20 protein-coding genes are annotated in these 15,791 nt (G+C 67.8%); 7 read left to right on the forward strand and 13 right to left on the reverse strand.

Going from position 1 to position 15,791, the window contains the following annotated elements; translation table 11 throughout:
- Window positions 1-64 precede the first annotated feature (64 nt).
- From flgF to flgB, 5 genes are all read right to left on the reverse strand, one after another.
- A complete protein-coding gene (gene flgF / locus KIT86_RS09295; RefSeq protein ID WP_291112605.1) occupies window positions 65-802 on the reverse strand; it encodes a flagellar basal-body rod protein FlgF in 738 nt (245 codons plus the stop codon).
- A gap of 136 nt (window positions 803-938) precedes the next feature.
- On the reverse strand, window positions 939-2,153 hold the full coding sequence (gene flgE / locus KIT86_RS09300) for a flagellar hook protein FlgE (RefSeq protein ID WP_297397537.1): 1,215 nt from the start codon (window positions 2,151-2,153) through the stop codon (window positions 939-941).
- Window positions 2,154-2,203: 50 nt separating this feature from the next.
- Window positions 2,204-2,866, reverse strand: coding sequence for a flagellar hook capping FlgD N-terminal domain-containing protein (locus tag KIT86_RS09305; protein ID WP_297397539.1), 663 nt, complete (start codon window positions 2,864-2,866; stop codon window positions 2,204-2,206).
- A 26-nt stretch (window positions 2,867-2,892) separates the two neighbouring features.
- Window positions 2,893-3,297 carry a flagellar basal body rod protein FlgC gene (gene flgC / locus KIT86_RS09310; RefSeq protein ID WP_297397541.1) on the reverse strand — a complete coding sequence of 135 codons (405 nt, stop codon included), beginning with the start codon at window positions 3,295-3,297 and terminating at the stop codon, window positions 2,893-2,895.
- 133 nt (window positions 3,298-3,430) lie between these two features.
- Window positions 3,431-3,844: a flagellar basal body rod protein FlgB gene (gene flgB, locus KIT86_RS09315; RefSeq protein WP_297397587.1), complete on the reverse strand. Its 414-nt coding sequence runs from the start codon at window positions 3,842-3,844 to the stop codon at window positions 3,431-3,433.
- A 199-nt stretch (window positions 3,845-4,043) separates the two neighbouring features.
- Between flgB and flgA the strand changes: the two genes are divergently transcribed.
- From flgA to KIT86_RS09345, 6 genes are all read left to right on the forward strand, one after another.
- Window positions 4,044-4,775 (forward strand): flagellar basal body P-ring formation chaperone FlgA, encoded by a 732-nt coding sequence (gene flgA / locus KIT86_RS09320; protein WP_297397543.1) that lies wholly within the window; start codon window positions 4,044-4,046, stop codon window positions 4,773-4,775.
- A gap of 131 nt (window positions 4,776-4,906) precedes the next feature.
- Window positions 4,907-5,227 (forward strand): flagellar biosynthesis anti-sigma factor FlgM, encoded by a 321-nt coding sequence (gene flgM / locus KIT86_RS09325; protein WP_297397545.1) that lies wholly within the window; start codon window positions 4,907-4,909, stop codon window positions 5,225-5,227.
- Window positions 5,228-5,253: 26 nt separating this feature from the next.
- Complete coding sequence (locus KIT86_RS09330) at window positions 5,254-5,634, forward strand: hypothetical protein (RefSeq protein ID WP_297397548.1); 381 nt, start codon at window positions 5,254-5,256, stop codon at window positions 5,632-5,634.
- Between the two features lie 179 nt (window positions 5,635-5,813).
- On the forward strand, window positions 5,814-6,008 hold the full coding sequence (locus KIT86_RS09335; RefSeq protein ID WP_297397550.1) for a hypothetical protein: 195 nt from the start codon (window positions 5,814-5,816) through the stop codon (window positions 6,006-6,008).
- A complete protein-coding gene (locus KIT86_RS09340) occupies window positions 5,995-6,231 on the forward strand; it encodes a hypothetical protein (protein WP_297397553.1) in 237 nt (78 codons plus the stop codon). The genes KIT86_RS09335 and KIT86_RS09340 overlap by 14 nt, the downstream gene beginning before the upstream one ends.
- 55 nt (window positions 6,232-6,286) lie before the next feature.
- Window positions 6,287-6,694, forward strand: a complete 408-nt coding sequence (locus KIT86_RS09345; protein WP_297397556.1) for a hypothetical protein — start codon at window positions 6,287-6,289, stop codon at window positions 6,692-6,694.
- Window positions 6,695-6,712: 18 nt separating this feature from the next.
- On the opposite strand, the gene KIT86_RS09350 is transcribed toward KIT86_RS09345, so the two are convergent.
- A complete protein-coding gene (locus KIT86_RS09350) occupies window positions 6,713-7,351 on the reverse strand; it encodes a LysE family translocator (protein ID WP_297397559.1) in 639 nt (212 codons plus the stop codon).
- 176 nt (window positions 7,352-7,527) lie between these two features.
- Between KIT86_RS09350 and KIT86_RS09355 the strand changes: the two genes are divergently transcribed.
- Window positions 7,528-8,100, forward strand: a complete 573-nt coding sequence (locus KIT86_RS09355) for a putative glycolipid-binding domain-containing protein (protein WP_297397562.1) — start codon at window positions 7,528-7,530, stop codon at window positions 8,098-8,100.
- 141 nt (window positions 8,101-8,241) lie between these two features.
- Here the strand turns inward: KIT86_RS09355 and KIT86_RS09360 are convergent, their stop codons facing one another.
- From KIT86_RS09360 to cheY, 7 genes are all read right to left on the reverse strand, one after another.
- Window positions 8,242-8,958 (reverse strand): RNA polymerase sigma factor FliA, encoded by a 717-nt coding sequence (locus KIT86_RS09360; RefSeq protein ID WP_291112634.1) that lies wholly within the window; start codon window positions 8,956-8,958, stop codon window positions 8,242-8,244.
- A gap of 2 nt (window positions 8,959-8,960) precedes the next feature.
- Window positions 8,961-9,749 (reverse strand): hypothetical protein, encoded by a 789-nt coding sequence (locus KIT86_RS09365; protein ID WP_297397566.1) that lies wholly within the window; start codon window positions 9,747-9,749, stop codon window positions 8,961-8,963.
- The gene (gene flhF, locus KIT86_RS09370; RefSeq protein WP_297397569.1) at window positions 9,742-11,262 is read right to left on the reverse strand and encodes a flagellar biosynthesis protein FlhF; all 1,521 of its coding nucleotides are present in this window, start codon (window positions 11,260-11,262) and stop codon (window positions 9,742-9,744) included. The genes KIT86_RS09365 and flhF overlap by 8 nt, the downstream gene beginning before the upstream one ends.
- A complete protein-coding gene (gene flhA / locus KIT86_RS09375) occupies window positions 11,259-13,334 on the reverse strand; it encodes a flagellar biosynthesis protein FlhA (RefSeq protein ID WP_297397571.1) in 2,076 nt (691 codons plus the stop codon). Before flhA ends, flhF begins: the two co-directional genes overlap by 4 nt.
- Window positions 13,331-14,488, reverse strand: coding sequence for an EscU/YscU/HrcU family type III secretion system export apparatus switch protein (locus KIT86_RS09380; RefSeq protein ID WP_297397573.1), 1,158 nt, complete (start codon window positions 14,486-14,488; stop codon window positions 13,331-13,333). The genes flhA and KIT86_RS09380 overlap by 4 nt, the downstream gene beginning before the upstream one ends.
- A 167-nt stretch (window positions 14,489-14,655) precedes the next feature.
- The gene (locus KIT86_RS09385; protein ID WP_297397575.1) at window positions 14,656-15,282 is read right to left on the reverse strand and encodes a protein phosphatase CheZ; all 627 of its coding nucleotides are present in this window, start codon (window positions 15,280-15,282) and stop codon (window positions 14,656-14,658) included.
- Window positions 15,283-15,294: 12 nt separating this feature from the next.
- Complete coding sequence (gene cheY / locus KIT86_RS09390) at window positions 15,295-15,681, reverse strand: chemotaxis response regulator CheY (RefSeq protein WP_297397577.1); 387 nt, start codon at window positions 15,679-15,681, stop codon at window positions 15,295-15,297.
- Between the last annotated feature and the right edge of the window lie 110 nt (window positions 15,682-15,791).

Below are 15,791 nucleotides of genomic sequence, written 5' to 3' on the forward strand. Positions count from 1 at the left end.
CCGGGCCTCAGGTATCGCCCCCCTCACAGGGGGGTGGCGCCGAAGGCGACGCGGGGGGTGCTTCTTATCCATTCATGCTCAGCAGCTGGCTGGCGGTCTTGTCGTTGGTTTCGCCGTTCTGCAGCATGCGCATCTGCACCTCGAACTGGCGGGCCACGGCGATCATGCCCACCATGGCCTCCATGGGATTGACGTTGGAGCCTTCGAGCGCGCCGTCCTGCAGACGGGCCACGTCGCTGGCGGGCAGCGGGTCGCCCTGCGGGCCGCGGAACAGGCCGTCCTCGCTGCGGCGCAGCGGGTTGTCGGCGTCGGGCGTGACCATCTTGAGGCGGCCCACGGTCTGCGAGGGTTGGTTGCCGATGCGCGTGCTCACGGTGCCGTCGGAGGCGATGTCCACGCGCGCGCCTTCGGGAATCACGATCGGGCCACCGTCGCCCAGCATGGGCAGGCCCTGGCCGCTGACGAGGGTGCCGTCCTGGTTGACTTCGAGCGCGCCGGCGCGGGTGTAGGCCTCGGTGCCGTCCAGCCCCTGCACCGCGAAGTAGGCATTGCCGCGCGCGGCCACGTCCAGATTGCGGCCGGTGGCGGCGATCGAACCCGGCAGATCGGAGTGGCCGGGCGTGGCTTCCAGGGCGAACACGCGCGTGCTCGCCCCGTCGCCGCGCACTGGCACGGCGCGGAACGTGGAGAGCTCGGCGCGAAAGCCCGGCGTGGACACGTTGGCCAGGTTGTTGGCCAGCACCTGCTGCCGGTACTGCGCGGCGTTGGCGCCGGTCATCGCGGTGTAGATCATGCGGTCCATGCGGGGCTCCTTCGAATACAGATGCCGGTGCGTGCGAGATGGCTTCGACCAGAGGCACCGCCGGTCCGGCTTTGCCGGACGGCCAATGCCGCCCCCTTGAGGGGGTCGTGCGCAGCGCGGCAGGGGTGTTTCATGTTCAGCGCATGTTCAGGAGGGTGCTCAGCACCTGATCCTGCGTCTTGATGGTCTGCGCATTGGCCTGGTAGGTGCGCTGGGCGGTCATCATGTTGACCAGCTCGGCGGTGATGTCCACGTTGGAGTCTTCCAGCGCACCCGAGCGCAGCGCGCCGAAGTTGCCGGTGCCGGGTTCGCCGTGCAGCGGGTCGCCGGAGGTGAAGGTGGCCGTCCAGTTGCCGCCGCCCATGGGCTGCAGGCCCTGGGTGTTGCGGAAGTTGACCAGCGCGATCTGGCCGGCCGCGCGGGTCTCGCCGTTGGAGTACTGGCCGCTGACCATGCCGTCCTCGCCGATCTTCAGGCCGATGAACTGGCCCGGGCGGTAGCCGTCCTGGTCCAGGTCGCTGACGGCGAAGTTGGTGCCGTACTGCGTCGCGTTGCCGAAATCGAGGTCCACGTTGAAAACCACGGCCGGATCGTTGGGCGAGGTCAGCGTGAGCTGCGGGATCACCGTCGCCGGATCGAGCGAGCCGTCGCTGAGGAAGTTCACCACGAAGGGCGTCGACAGCGCGGGGTCGGCGCCATTGACGCCGGTGTACACATTCCACTGGTTGTTGCCGATCTTCTCGAAGCTCAGCGCCACCGGCACCTCCACACCCTGGGGGTCGTAGGCGATCAGGGAGGTGCCGTAGGTGGACAGCGGCGTGGGCGGCGTCTGCGTGGCCGCCACTGGCGCGCGGGCATCGAGGTTGAACTCGGCCAGGATGCGGGTGGTCTGGCGCGCCGGAATCGGGCCGCCCGTGGGCAGGCGCAGCGGCTGCGAGTCAAAGCTCAGGCGCGTGCCGTCCGGCGAAGTGGGATAGCCCATGAGGTTGGCGCCGCCGTTGGTGACGATGTTGCCGCTGCTGTCGAGCTTGAACATGCCGGCGCGGCTGTAGGCCACGGTGCCGTTGGGCATGTTGAGCTCGAAGAAACCCGAGCCGTTGATGGCCACGTCCAGGTCGTTGCCCGTGACGGTGATGTTGCCCTGCGTGAAATGCTGCGACACCGTGGTCAGCGCCACGCCGATGCCGGAGTTCACGCCACCGGCCGCGTTCACCGAGCTGGCGTAGAGCTCGCCGAACTCGCCGCGCGAGCTCTTCATGCCGACCGTGTTGGCGTTGGCGATGTTGTGGCCGATCACGTCGAGGTTTCGGCTGGCGCTGTTCAGGCCGGAGAGTCCTTGCTGGAATGCCATGGTGATGTCCTTTGAAGGGAAAAGCGTTGTGTTGGGAAAGGCTCAGGCGCTCACATGAACGCGAGCACGTCGTTGTAGGCGCGGGTGCTGCCGTCCTGCAGCAGCATGTAGATGGAGCCGCCGGAGAAGCTCACCGAATCCACCGTCATGCGCTGCAGCGACACGGTGTCCACGGGCTCGCTGCCGTCGACCGCGCGCACCTTGAAGCCCTTGACCTTGGACGGGTCCACACCCTCGGCGTCCCAGTTGAAGCGGTGCAGGCCGCTGCCCAGCGCGCCCATCTCGACGGTCTTGATGACCTCGCCGTTGGTGCCCAGGATGTCGACCTTCACGTCGGTGGCCTTGGTGTCGAGCGAGAACGCCGCCTTGGCCTGGCCGTCCTTGAAGGTCAGCTTGTCGCCAGGCAGCAGGGCCTCGCGGCCGATCAGCGAGGTGCCCTGCAGCGCGGTCTGCGAGGAGAACTGTGCGGCCATGTTGTTGAGCGTGGCGTTGAGTTCCTGGATGCCGCTGACCGTGTTGATCTGCGCCATCTGGGTCGTCATCTGCGCGTTGTCCATCGGGTTGAGCGGGTCCTGGTTGTTGAGCTGCGCCACCAGCAGCTTGAGGAACCGGTCCTGCGAGGCCTTCGGGTCCATGCTGTTCTTGGCGGTGGTGCCCGTGGTGCTACCGATCTCGGTACCCAGTTTGCTGGTGTCGATGGGGGTGATGTACATGGCTCAGGTCTTTCCGGGTGTTGGGCTCACTGCCCCATCTGCAGGGTCTTGAGCAACAGCGACTTGGCCGTATTCATGACCTCGACGTTGTTCTGGTACGAGCGCGAGGCCGAGATCATGTTGACCATCTCCTCGACCGGGTTCACGTTGGCGTGCGTGACATACCCCTCGGCATCGGCGCTGGGGTGCGTGGGGTTGTGCACACGCCGACCCGGCGCGTCGCTCTCCACGATGTTCTGCACCTTCACACCGGCGCTGCCGTCGCCCCCCATGGGCACGGTCTGGAACAGGATGTGGCGCGCCTTGTAGGTCGTGCCGTCCGGCCCGGCCACCGCGTCCGCGTTGGCCAGGTTGGAGGCCACCACGTTGAGGCGCTGGGACTGCGCACTGACCGCGCTGCCCGAGACACCGAAAATGGAGAACATCGACATACCAGATCCTTTCAACCACGCAAAGCGTGAAAAGGTGCAAACCAGAAACACCGCGGAACCGGCTTTGCCGGGCCGCAGGTGTTGCCACCCTTCAGGGGGGTGGCGCCGAAGGCGACGCGGGGGGTGTTCATATTCATTGACCCGTGATGGCACTCAACATGGTCTTTACGTGACCATTGATGAAACGCAGCGTGGACTCGTAGCGCACGCTGTTGTCCACGAAGTTGGCGCGCTCGCGGTCCAGGTCGACCGAGTTGCCGTCCTGGCTGGGCTGCGTCTGCACCGTGTAGGCCATGTCGGGCCGGGCCGGGCCCGCGCTGGTGGTGCCCAGGCGCATGTGCTGGGCATTGGTCTGGGCCACGCCCGCCGTGGCGCCGGCCTGCATGCCCGAGACGTTCTTGAGCGCGCTGGCGAAATCGAAGTCGCGCGCGACGTAGCCGGGCGTGTCCGCGTTGGCGATGTTGCTGGCGATCACCTGCTGGCGCTGAGAGCGCAGCAGCAGGGCGTTGGCATGGAAGTCCAGCCGGCCGGTCATCTGTTCAAGCATCGTCCACTCCAGCGAGGTTTCGGGGCCGGCCGGGTCGATGGAGGCAACTCCTGACACCGGGCGGGGGGTTGGAAGGAGTATGAAAATCTTGAGGATGGGCAATGGCCGGAACAAGCGCCGCTTTTCAAGCCTTTTCCCGCCTTTGTCCGTCCCGCCCCCCACCTACAGTGCAGCCCTGACCCCCCATTGGAGACCGTCCATGCGCCCCACCCTGCACCGCCTGCTCGCCGCCTGTGGCTGGGCCCTGGCCCTGCTGCTGCCGGGCCTGGGCACGGCCCACGCAACCCCCCAGACCGACGAACTGGAGAAGACCGCGCGCGAGTGGCTGCAGCCCGCACTGGACGCGGCCATCCCCAAAGACGACGCCCTGCCCCTGCGCACCGAGGTCGTGATGGGCACACTCGACACCCGCCTGCGCCTGGCGCCCTGCGCCAAGGTCGAACCCCACCTGCCGGCCGGCTCGCGCCTGTGGGGCCGCAGCCGCATCGGCCTGCGCTGCGTCGAAGGCCCTTCGCGCTGGAACGTCTACGTGCCGGTCACGGTCAGGGCCTTCGGCCCGGCCTGGGTGATCAAGCGCCCGGTGGACGCCGGCGCCACCCTCACTCAAGAAGACGCCGAACTGGCCGAAGTGGATTGGGCGGCCAGCCCCGTCACCGTGCTGGCCCGCCCCGAGATGTGGGTTGGCCAGCAAACCGCCTTCGCCCTCACCCCGGGCCTGGCGATCCGCCAGAACATGGTGCGCCCGAGCAAGGCCTTTGCCGCCGGCGACCAGGTGCGGGTCAACAGCAGCGGCACCGGGTTCAGCATTTCCGTGACCGGCCTGGCGCTCACCGCCGGCCTGGTCGGACAGTCCGCCCGCATCCGCCTGCCCGGCGGGCGGGTGGTCACCGGTCTGGTGCAGGAAGACCAGACCGTTGAGATGGCGCTTTGAGCCGGGCGTCCGCAGCGGCCCCGCCAACGTGACGAATTGCCCGGACCGGCACCTCAAAAATGCCTAAAGTTCGCTCCACCCAGGTCGATAGTTCTCACACATCACCCTGACTACGGGGTTTGGAGCGTGAAATGAAAGTCGATTCGTCACCCGATTCCTACATAGGTTCCGTGGCCGGTGGTCCCCAGAAGGCCGCCGAAAAACCCGCCGCTGTCGCCGAACTGGCCGCCGCTGGCGCCCCCACGGCCAAGCCCCAGGGCGTGACCGTGACGCTGTCCTCCTCCACCGTCTCGGCGCTGGGCTCGGGCGGCAACGAGGTGTTCAACGCGGAAAAAGTCGAAGCCATGAAGGCCGCGATCGCCAATGGCAGCTTCCAGGTGAATGCCGAAGCCATCGCCGACAAGATGCTGGCCAACGCCGCCGAAATGCTCAACGGCAGCAGCAGGGCCTGATTTCCCCACCCACCACCGATCACGCCATGACCTCAGCCGCAACGACGACGCCCCACCAACCCTGGATCGACGCGTTGCAGGCCGAACTCGACGCGCTCGAAGCCGCCTTGCTGCGCGGCGATGCGCCCGGTGTGGAACAGGCCAGCGCGGCCATGCAGGCCGTGCTGCAGCAGGCCCCCCGCACACCCGCCTTCGCCGACCCCGAAAGCCCGCTGCGCCGCGACACCCAGAGCGCCGCGCACCGATTCGCCCAGCTGCGCCAGGCCGTGCTGCGCTCCAACGCGCAAAACGAGCGCGCCGTCGCCAGCCTGTTGCCCCAGCAGTCCATGCAACGGCAGCCCACCTACGGCCGCATGGTCAAACCCTCGCCGCTCGGCGGCGCGGGACGCGGCTTCCTGACGGCCTGAGCTGTCCCATCTCCCGTCAAAAAACCGGCTTCTGCCGGTTTTTTTGCGTCTGCGGCCGTGATCCGCTCGCATCGTCGTCTTTGAGCGGACAGCTCTGATATCTCATTAGCCCAACTGATAAAGACACCATTTGAGCGGCAGCCCTTCTAAAATACGGGTTAACCCTTAGATTGACTGTCATGAACACCTTGCTCCATTCCTTGTGGACCCGACTGGCTGGTGCCGTCGCCCACTTTTTCCGCCGCGCTGCGGCGGGCGCATCCGACGGGCTGGAGGAATACCTCAGCACCGCCAAGAGCCTCCACCAGCTGGAGGACATGCAACGCCGATGGGACCAGGCCCAGCGAGGCCACCACCACCATGGCGCCTTCTGACCCCCACCCCGATCCCGAGACCCAGACCATGATCGAATTGCTCAAATCCTATTTCCAGGCGCCCCAGTTCGCGGCCGGCGCCCGAGTCAACCGCCTTCACAAAGGCAGCCTGGACCGCGTGGACGGCCGGGTGGTCGCCCAGACCGAAGAAGGCGTGCTGGTCGAATGGCCCCGCGATGGCTCCGGCTGGGAACACCCCGGTGCGCTCTGCCAGCAGGGTTGACGCCGCCCGTCGTGAGCACCACCATCACGGCACATCGACTTCTCTTTCCCCTGCCATGAACGAGATCCACGCCCCGGACGGATCGGGCAAAGGCGAGACCGGCGACGCGGTTGAAGCCCGGGCCTGCATCGAACGATTCAGCGCCGCCTTCAACGCCGAGGATCTGGTCGGCATGGACGCCGAGTTGAACTTCCCGCACACCATGCTCTCCGGCGCGCACCGCCTGGAATGGGCCGGCCCGGGCCAGCTCCCGAGGGACTTCTTCGCCTCGTTGAGCGCCACCGGCTGGGCACGCTCGCACATCGAGTCGATCACCCAGGTGCTCGCCAGCGCCAACAAGGTGCATTTCCTGGTGGACTACACGCGGCGCAATGCGGCAGGCGAGGTGCTCAGCCGGTACCTGAATGTCTGGATCGTGACCTGCTCGGCCGGCCACTGGGGCATCGCGCTGCGCTCCTACTGAGGCGCAGGCGGCCGGTTGTCAGGCCACGCGGCGCTGCTCGGCGGCCAGCCGCACCGCCAGCGCGGCCAGCACGCCGCCCATCACATAGCGCTGCACCGCCAGCCAGCGTCGGTTGTGCTGGAACCAGCGCGCCAGCGTCGCGGCCGACAGGGCGATGCTCAGGTTGACGCCGAAGCTCAAGACGATCTGGGTCAGCCCCAGCACCACGCTCTGCGCGAACACCGAGCCGTTCGCGGGCGAGACGAACTGCGGAAAGATCGCCAGGTAGAACACCGCGATCTTGGGATTGAGCAGGTTGGTGAGAAACCCCATGGCGAACAGCTTGCGTGGCGAGTCCTGCGGCAGGTCGCGCGCCTCGAAGGGCGAGCGCGCCCCGGGCTTGACCGCCTGCCAGGCCAGGTACAGCAGGTAGGCCGCGCCCGCCCACTTGAGGATTTCATAGGCCAGCGGCACGGCCATGAACAGCGCCGTGAGTCCCACCGCGGCGGTGAACATGTGCACCAGGAAACCGGCCACCACCCCGAACAGCGAGATCACCCCGGCGCGCCGGCCCTGGCAGATCGAGCGCGAGATCAGGTAGACCATGTTGGGGCCGGGCGTCAGCGCCATCAGCAGGGCGGCGCCGGCAAAGAGCAGCCAGTCGTTCAAGGGAACCATGCGTGCGAGCTCGGTGTCGGAATGGGGACCTCCATCCTAGGCCAGGCGGAACAACCCCGTGCTCACCTCGCCCACCACAGCCAGCGCGCCAGGAAAGGCGCACGCCAGCCGCAAGCCGCGGCCGTGACCATGAAAAGCAAACCCTTGCCGCCCCGGCCCGCCCCGTAGGCCTCCCCATGGCCCGGACCGACACCCGCACCCTCTGCTGGCAGCCCACATGGAACCCTGCCCGGCGCGGCGTGGGGCTGGAACACCTCCTGCTGTCGGACACCGAGGCCAGCGCCGTCGTGCTCGCGTTCGACGAAAGCAGCGGCCCGTTTCGCCTCAGCTACCGGCTGGCCTGGGGTCGTTCTTGGCAACTGCGCCGGGCCGACCTGCTGGTGGACACCGAACGGGCCTCGCGCGCGCTGAGCCTGCGCACCGACGGCCAAGGCCACTGGCACGACAGCAACCACCGTGCGCTGAGTGAACTGGAGGGCTGCCTGGACATCGACATCTGGCCCACCCCCTTCACCAACAGCTTTCCGATCCGGCGCGAACCCATGGCCGTGGGCGAGCGCCGTGAATTCCGCATGGCCTGGGTCAACGCCCCCGACCTCACGGTGCAGGCCAAACCGCAGGCCTACACCCGCCTGGCCGAGCGGCTCTACCGCTTCGAGAGCCTGGACGGCAGCGGTTTCCAGGTGGACTTGCCGGTGGACGAAGAAGGCATCGTGCTCGACTACCCGGGCCTGTTCAAACGCATCTGAGGCAGCCGCCACGCCAAAGGCAATGCCACCAGGGGCAGCGAGGGTCCGGCTGCGCCGGCCCAAGCTGCCGTCCCCCCTCGAAGCGCCGAAGGCGCGCCACGGAGGGGGGAAGCCGCGCAGCGGCGCAGGGGGGTGATTCTGTCAATGCGCCCGCAGCTTGGACCGCAGCCGAGCGATCGACTGGCTGTGCAGCTGGCAGATGCGCGACTCGGTGACGCCGAGCACGGCCGCGATTTCCTTGAGGTTCATGTCGTGCTCGTAGTACATCGACATGATCTGCTGTTCGCGCTCGGGGAGCACCTTGATGGCCGCCACCAGCGCGGTGCGCATGCGGTGGTCTTGCAGCACGGCCGAGGGATCGGCTTCGTGATCGCCCATGTGGCGGTCCAGGAAGCCGTCTTCGTCGTCGCTGTTGCCGCTGATGTCCTCCAGGTACACGAGCTGGGTGCCGCGCACCTTGGCCAGCAGGTGCTGGTAGTCGGCCAGGCTCATGCCCATCTCGGCGGCGATCTCGCTTTCCTTGGGCACGCGGTGCAGCTTCTGCTGCAGGCGGTGCACGGCCTGTTCGATGTCTTTCTGGCTCTTGCGCGAACCGCGCGACATCCAGTCGCCTTCGCGCAGCTCGTCGATCATCGCGCCACGGATGCGCTGGCTGGCGAAGGTCTCGAACTGCACGCCCTGGGTGGGCTCGAAGCGCGCGATCGCTTCGGTCAGGCCGATCATGCCGACCTGGATCAGGTCGTCGAGCTCCACGCTCGGCGGCAGCTTGGCGATCATGTGGTGAGCGAGGCGGCGCACCAGCGGGCTGTATTTGCGCAACTGGTCGTCCCGGTTGAGGGTGCCTTTGGCGGTGTACATCTTCAGCTCCAGAGAGAAGGGGCGGCGGCCGCCGGGCGGGCGGTGCGCAAGGCACCGGGCACCAGGCCGTGGTAGCCGTGCGCGTGGTTCGGGCGGGGCCGCTCGATCGCGCTCTCCTGCGCGCGCAGCGCCCAGGTGGCCACCGGCCAGCTGTCCAGCGACAGACCGAGGTGGCGCTGCGCGGTGTCGATCACGGTGTGCACCACGGTCTGCAACGAGGCGGGGGCGCCCGAGGCCAGCGGGGCGAGCACCGGCGCCAGGCCGGCCGCGTCCAGCAGCTTGACCGCGCCGTAGGCATCGATGCTGGACTGCGGTTGCTCGATCACCGGCACCAGCGCGCGGGCACCCAGGCCGTACAGCAGGGCCGCCAGCGAAAAGGCGGGCGCGAACAGCAGCACCACCGCGCCCGAGGCAAAGGGAGTCAGCAGGCGCGAGAGCGCGACCTCGCTGCCCGCGGCCTGCGCCGTCTCCTGCAGGGCCTGCAGGCCGGCGGCGCCGGGGATCACGAGCCAGTCCGCGCCCTCCATGGGGTGCTCCAGGTGGGCGATGGAAGGGTCCTGCAGCACGCGCATCAGGCCCAGCTGGGCGCCATCGTGGCGGCTGGCTTCCGAGGCCGTGCCGTCCACGATCACCACCGCGCGGCCTTCGGCCGTGAGCGCGGTGGCCAGCGTGCAGAGCCATTCGTAGGCGCGTGCGGGCTGCGCCGGACTGGACACCGGCACCAGCACCGGACAGCCCACGGGCGCTTCGCCCCGCAGTCCGGCGGCCTGATCGAAGCCGGGTTCAAACATGGGCCGCCCCCAGATCGATGCCACGGCCAGAAGCCTGGGCAAAGAAGAAACCCATGTCGGTGGGTTGCGGGTCGTAGGCCGATTTGCCCTGCGTGCCCATGGACAGGCGCACCAGCGAAGCCGCGTCGGCGTTCTGCCAGTCTTCGGGCACGCGCTGGCCGTTGGCCACGCCGCGCAGCGTCACCTGGTGGCGAATCAGCGCGTCCAGCGCCGGGCCGAGCTTGACGGCCTCGTCCACCTTGGAGAGCACCACACCGTGCAGCGAGCTGGCCTTGAACGAGGTCAGCACCTCGTCGAGCGTGTCGCCCTGCGAGCCGGCGTTGAGCACCAGGGTCTTCTTGACCTTGGGAATGTCGAGCACGTCGAGCATGTCCTGGATGCGCTGGTCGCGCTGGCCCAGGCCGGCGGTGTCGATGATCACCAGGCGCTTGTTGCCCAGCAGGTTGAGCAGGTCCTTGAGCGCGGCGCGGTCGTGCGCCAGGTGGGCGACGACCCCCAGCATGCGGCCGAAGGCGCGCAACTGCTCGAAGCCGGAGACGCGGTAGGTGTCCAGCGTGATCAGGCCCACGCTCCCGGCGCCGTACTGCTTGACGCACTGTGCGGCCAGCTTGGCGGCGGTGGTGGTCTTGCCCACGCCCGTGGCGCCCACCAGCGAGACCACGCCGCCTTCGTCGCACAGGCCGGCACCCGGCGCCACGACCTTGAGGTTGCGGGTGATCACGTCCATCAGCCAGCGCACCGCCTCGGCGGCGTTGGCTTCGGCCGGCACCCGCTCGAGCACCGCCCGCGACATCGCGGGCGAGTAACCGGCGCGGATCATCTTGAGCATCAGGTTGGACTGGATCGGGTTCTGCTTGGACGAACCCAGCCAGGCCAGGGTGTTGAAGCGCTCCTCGATCATGTCCTTGAGCGCCGAGAGCTCCACCGCCATGCGGCTGTCGTCATGGCTGGGAAAGCGCGTGGACGGCGGCTGCGAGTCTTCCCAGGCCGGCTCGCTGGAGCGGGTGCGGATCGGGACAGGCTTGCGCGCCACGATGGGCTCGGGCTGGTTGAAGCGCTGCACCGGCACCTCGATCGGCTCGGGCCGGGCCACGATCTGAGGCGCGGCCACCGGGGCGGGCGAGCGGCGCTCGACCGCGGGCGCGGCATCGGCGGCCACCGCAGGCGTGCCGTTGAGGGCCTCGCGGCGCTTGCGCAGCATGCGTTCGCGGACATAGTCCTGGAACGACAGGGTGCTCATCGCCAGCGTCTCGGTGTCGCTCTGCACCGACTGCGGTGCGGCCAGCGAGCCGGTGGCCGAGGCCCGGGGGCGCGCAGGCGCGGCGGCGACGGCCGCCGGCGCGGCGTTGGCATGGTCGGCCAGCGACGCCAGGCTTTCCTCGGCGGCGGCCATCACCTCGAAACCGTCAGCGGTGTTGCGGGTGGAGAGGATCACGGCGCTGTCGCCAAAGGTCTTGCGCGCCTTGTTCATGGCTTCGCGGGACGTGGGGGCAATGAAGCGTTGGATGTTCATGCTGCAAGTTCTCCAAGGATCGGGCCGATGCGGATCAGGTGGGTTTCAGGTATTTCGCTGTGCGCCAGGACCTGCAGGCGCGGCGCGGCGCGGCGCAGCAGGCGGGACATGGCATTGCGGATGGCGTCGGGCACCAGCAGGCAGGCGGGCACGCCCTTCTCTTCCTGGCGGTTGGCGATGTCGGTGGCGGATTTGCTCAGCATCTCGGCCACGCCCGGGTCCAGCGCGCCGTTGGCGCTGCCCGAGAGGGCCTGCATCAGCAGCCGCTCCAGGCCGGGCTCGATGGCGATGACTTCGAGCTCTTTCACCGGGCCGTAGATCTGCTGCACGATGGCCGGCGAGAGCGCCATGCGCACGCGGCGGGCCAGCTCGGCCGGGTCGGTGGTGTGGGGGGCGTGCTCGGCCAGCGACTCGATGATGGTGCGGATGTCGCGCACATGCACAGACTCTTCCAGCAGCAGCTGGAGGACTTTCTGGAAGGTGGCAACCGGGACCATTTTGGGCACGACTTCTTCGATCAGTTTGGGGGCCAGGCGGGTGACGTGTTCAACCAGGTCCTGGGTCTCCGTCCGGCTCAGCAACTTGGCCGCCTGGACTTGCATCAAGTGTGAAAGATGCGTGGCCAACACGGTCTCGGAATCAACCACGGTAAAACCCGCCATTTGCGCGTTCTCGCGCTGCTTTTCGTCGATCCAGTGCGCGGGCAGGCCAAACGCGGGGTCGGTCGTGGGCGTGCCGATCAGCGGCGTGCCGATGCCACCCGGGTCGATCGCCAGGAACATGCCCGGGAACACCTCGCCCTCGCCCACCACCACGCCACGCAGGGTGATGCGGTAGGCGCTGGGGCGCAGTTCCAGGTTGTCGCGCACATGCACCGCCGGCGGCAGGAAACCCACTTCCTGCGCGAACTTCTTGCGCACGCCCTTGATGCGGGTCAGCAGGTCGCCCTGGCGCGTCTTGTCCACCATGGCGATCAGGCGGTAGCCCAGCTCCAGGCCCAGCAGGTCCACCGGCTGCAGGTCGTCCCACGTGGCCTCGCCGTCGCCCTGCACGGCCGGCGCCTCGGGCACCGGCGCGGGCTTGGCCTGCTCGCGCGCCACCCAGTAGGCCAGCGCACCGGCGACGGCCGCGAAACTCAGGAACACCGCGTGCGGCATGCCCGGCACGATGCCCAGCATGAACAGCACGGCCGCGGTGATGCCCAGCACCTTGGGCGAGAGGAACATCTGCTGCATCACCTGGACGCCCAGGTCTTCGTCCTTGCCCACGCGCGAGACCACCATGGCCGCGGCCACCGAGATCAGCAGCGAGGGGATCTGGGCCACCAGCGCGTCGCCCACGGCCAGCAGGATGTAGTTGTCGGCGGCCTGGCCGGCCGACAGGCCGTGCTGCAACACACCGATGATGAAGCCGCCGATGATGTTGATGAACAGGATCAGGATGCCGGCGATGGCATCGCCGCGCACGAACTTGGAGGCACCGTCCATGGAGCCGAAGAACTCGGCCTCCTCACCCACCTCGCGGCGGCGGCGCTTGGCTTCCTTGTCATCGATCAGGCCGGCGTTGAGGTCGGCATCGATCGCCATCTGCTTGCCGGGCATGGCGTCCAGGGTGAAGCGGGCCGAGACTTCGGCAATGCGCTCCGAGCCTTTGGTGATCACCACGAAGTTGATCACCACCAGGATCGCGAACACGATGAAACCGACCGCGAAGTTGCCGCCGATGAGGAAGTGGCCGAAGGCCTCGATCACCGCGCCGGCCGCCCCGGGGCCGGTGTGGCCTTCGAGCAGCACCACGCGGGTGGAGGCCACGTTGAGCGAGAGGCGCAGCAGCGTGGTGAGCAGCAGCACGGTGGGAAACACCGAGAAGTCCAGCGGGCGCTTCATGTAGGCCGCCACCATCATCACCACCAGCGCCAGCGCGATGTTGAGCGTGAAGAAGGTGTCCAGCAGCCAGGGCGGCAGCGGCAGCACCATCATCGACAGGATGGTGATGACCAGCATCGGTGCGGCCAGGCCGCCGGCCCAGCTGGCGTTGCGGTTCAACCATTGCTGCAGCGCTTGCAGGTTCATTCAGAGGCCTCTTTGGCGGGTTTCTTGAAATGCGGATCGAGCTCGGGCGGCACCAGGGGCTCGGGCTGCGCCGCGGGCATGGCGCCCTGGCCCTTCATGGCGGCCTTGAGCTGGTACACGTAGGCCAGCACCTGGGCCACGGCGGTGTAGAGCGCCGACGGGATCTCGTCGTCGATCTCCGCGTGGGCGTACAGCGCGCGCGCCAGCATGGGCGACTGCAGCACCGGCACCTTGTGCGCCTTGGCCACGTCGCGGATCTTCATGGCCAGCAGGTCCGCGCCCTTGGCGATCACGCGCGGTGCGTTCATGCTGGCGTCGTCGTAGCGGATCGCCACGGCATAGTGGGTCGGGTTCATCACCACCAGGTCGGCCTTGGGCACGGCGCCCACGCTGTTGCGCTGGGCCATCTCGCGCTGCATCGCGCGGCGCCGGGACTTGAAGTGCGGATCGCCCTCGGCTTCCTTGTGCTCCTGCTTCACCTCCTGGTGCGACATGCGCATGCGCTGCGCATGCAGGAATTTCTGCGCCGGGAAATCGATCACCGCCACCAGCGCCACCACCATCAGCAGCAGGCCCACGCCCAGCATGAGCCAGCGGCCGAGCTGGCCCAGGCCCGACTCCAGCGGCTGCATCACCAGCATGGCGAAGTCCTGCACGTGGGACGACAGGAACTGCCAGGCCACCAGCCCGACGACGGCCGAGATCGCGGCGAGCTTGGCGGTGTCGAACAACTGCTGTTTGGTGAAGAGGCGGCCGATGCCCTTGAGGGGGTTGACGCGGCTGAGGTCGGGCATGAGCGGCTTGGTGCTCAAGGCCCAGCTGCCGGAGCCGAAGGCCGCGAGCAGCACGATGCCCAGCACGGCCACGCCCAGCGGCAGATAGAGCATGAGGCCCTGCGCGAAGCCGTCCACCAGGCGCTCGGTGGCGAGTTCGGGCTTGAGCAGGGTCTGGTGGTCAAAGCGCAGCTGGCCTTGCAGGGCGCTGCGCAGTTTTTCGAAGCCGACCGGGGCCAGCGCGACCAGGACGAGGGCGCCGCCACCCAGCACGGCCAGGTTGGACAGGTCCTTGGAACGCGGCACCTGGCCATCGTCGCGCGCCTTTTTCAGGCGCTGCGCGGTGGCTGGCAGGTTCTTGTCTTGGGCGGAGGAGTCCATGGGGCGGGTTCACTGATCGGTGAACCCGATTCTGGAAGCCACCCGGAAAAACTAAAGGGCGATAAGACGCGGTTGCATGGCGCTTTTCTCGCTGCACCGCGGGCCCGGGGGGCGCCGGGCCACTGGCATTGCGCCCTGCAAGGGCGTGGCGCGAAGCGCCGCGGGGGTCAGAACCCCAAACTGGCCAGCAGGTCGTCGACCTGGGCCTGGCTGCTCACCACGTCGGTGCGGCCTTCGGCGTTCACCACCGGGCCGGCCAGGGCGGGCTGGTCCACGATGGCATGGTCCTGGCCGGGCTGGCCGCCAGGGGCCGATTGCAGCAGCAGGCCAAGGAGCTGTTCTTCTATCGTGCCGGCGAGCTGCACCACACGGCCGATGACCTGGCCGGTGAGGTCGTGGAAATCCTGCGCCATCATGATCTCGGTGAGGCGCGCGTCGGACTTGTCGCTCAGGTCCACGATGTCTTTCGACCACTCCAGCAGCTCGGGCATGGCGCGCGCCAGGCCGGGGACGCGGGAGATGGTGTCGATCAGCTGGCGGCCCCGCTCGGCGATCCTGGCCTGCTCGGCCTTGCCTTCGTCCACGTGGTTGAGCACCTTTTCAGCGGCCTCGCCCGTCAGCCGCGCGATGTAGGACAGGCGGCTCTGCGCGTCGGGCAGCTGGTCGACCGTGCCCTTGAGCTTGTCGGTGTAGCCCAGCTCCTTGAGCGCGTCGTGCAGCTGCCGCGTGATCGTGCCGAGTTGGCGGAACATGTCGGGGTTGCCCGACGACGCCGCTTCTTGTTGTTCGTTCATGGTGCGGCCCCCTTAGATGCCGAGCTTCTTGAAGATGTTCGCGAGCTTTTCTTCCAGGGTGGCCTTGGTGAAGGGCTTGACGATGTAACCGGCCGCACCGTTCTGCGCCGCCATCACGATGTCTTCCTTGCGCGCCTCGGCGGTCACCATCAGCACCGGCAGGTGCTTGAGTTTCTCGTCCTGCTTGATCTGCGCCAGCAGCTCGAAGCCGTTCATGTTGGGCATGTTGATGTCAGACACCACGAAATTGAAGGCGCCGTTGCGCAGCTTGCTCAGCGCGATCGCGCCGTCTTCGGCCTCGTCGGCATCGGCGTGCCCGATCTCCTTGAGCAGGTTTCGCACGATGCGGCGCATGGTGGAGAAGTCGTCAACGATCAGGAATTTCATCGGGGTGGACATGAAAGCCTCCGTGGGAGGAAAGGATCAGGAAAAACGAGCGGGCCGCGTCAGCCACCGCCCTGTGAAGGAGATTTCGTCACTTGCCCGGAAATCTGAAGCGTGGGCAGGGC

Origin of the sequence: Hydrogenophaga sp., from assembly GCF_026125825.1 — a bacterium.
GTDB lineage: Bacteria > Pseudomonadota > Gammaproteobacteria > Burkholderiales > Burkholderiaceae_C > Hydrogenophaga.

Coding starts and splice junctions, on each gene's coding strand:
- flgF (WP_291112605.1), bottom strand. CDS start 802: ATGGACCGCATGATCTACACCGCGATGACCGGCGCCAACGCCGCGCAG.
- flgE (WP_297397537.1), bottom strand. CDS start 2,153: ATGGCATTCCAGCAAGGACTCTCCGGCCTGAACAGCGCCAGCCGAAAC.
- KIT86_RS09305 (WP_297397539.1), bottom strand. CDS start 2,866: ATGTACATCACCCCCATCGACACCAGCAAACTGGGTACCGAGATCGGT.
- flgC (WP_297397541.1), bottom strand. CDS start 3,297: ATGTCGATGTTCTCCATTTTCGGTGTCTCGGGCAGCGCGGTCAGTGCG.
- flgB (WP_297397587.1), bottom strand. CDS start 3,844: ATGCTTGAACAGATGACCGGCCGGCTGGACTTCCATGCCAACGCCCTG.
- flgA (WP_297397543.1), top strand. CDS start 4,044: ATGCGCCCCACCCTGCACCGCCTGCTCGCCGCCTGTGGCTGGGCCCTG.
- flgM (WP_297397545.1), top strand. CDS start 4,907: ATGAAAGTCGATTCGTCACCCGATTCCTACATAGGTTCCGTGGCCGGT.
- KIT86_RS09330 (WP_297397548.1), top strand. CDS start 5,254: ATGACCTCAGCCGCAACGACGACGCCCCACCAACCCTGGATCGACGCG.
- KIT86_RS09335 (WP_297397550.1), top strand. CDS start 5,814: ATGAACACCTTGCTCCATTCCTTGTGGACCCGACTGGCTGGTGCCGTC.
- KIT86_RS09340 (WP_297397553.1), top strand. CDS start 5,995: ATGGCGCCTTCTGACCCCCACCCCGATCCCGAGACCCAGACCATGATC.
- KIT86_RS09345 (WP_297397556.1), top strand. CDS start 6,287: ATGAACGAGATCCACGCCCCGGACGGATCGGGCAAAGGCGAGACCGGC.
- KIT86_RS09350 (WP_297397559.1), bottom strand. CDS start 7,351: ATGGTTCCCTTGAACGACTGGCTGCTCTTTGCCGGCGCCGCCCTGCTG.
- KIT86_RS09355 (WP_297397562.1), top strand. CDS start 7,528: ATGGCCCGGACCGACACCCGCACCCTCTGCTGGCAGCCCACATGGAAC.
- KIT86_RS09360 (WP_291112634.1), bottom strand. CDS start 8,958: ATGTACACCGCCAAAGGCACCCTCAACCGGGACGACCAGTTGCGCAAA.
- KIT86_RS09365 (WP_297397566.1), bottom strand. CDS start 9,749: ATGTTTGAACCCGGCTTCGATCAGGCCGCCGGACTGCGGGGCGAAGCG.
- flhF (WP_297397569.1), bottom strand. CDS start 11,262: ATGAACATCCAACGCTTCATTGCCCCCACGTCCCGCGAAGCCATGAAC.
- flhA (WP_297397571.1), bottom strand. CDS start 13,334: ATGAACCTGCAAGCGCTGCAGCAATGGTTGAACCGCAACGCCAGCTGG.
- KIT86_RS09380 (WP_297397573.1), bottom strand. CDS start 14,488: ATGGACTCCTCCGCCCAAGACAAGAACCTGCCAGCCACCGCGCAGCGC.
- KIT86_RS09385 (WP_297397575.1), bottom strand. CDS start 15,282: ATGAACGAACAACAAGAAGCGGCGTCGTCGGGCAACCCCGACATGTTC.
- cheY (WP_297397577.1), bottom strand. CDS start 15,681: ATGTCCACCCCGATGAAATTCCTGATCGTTGACGACTTCTCCACCATG.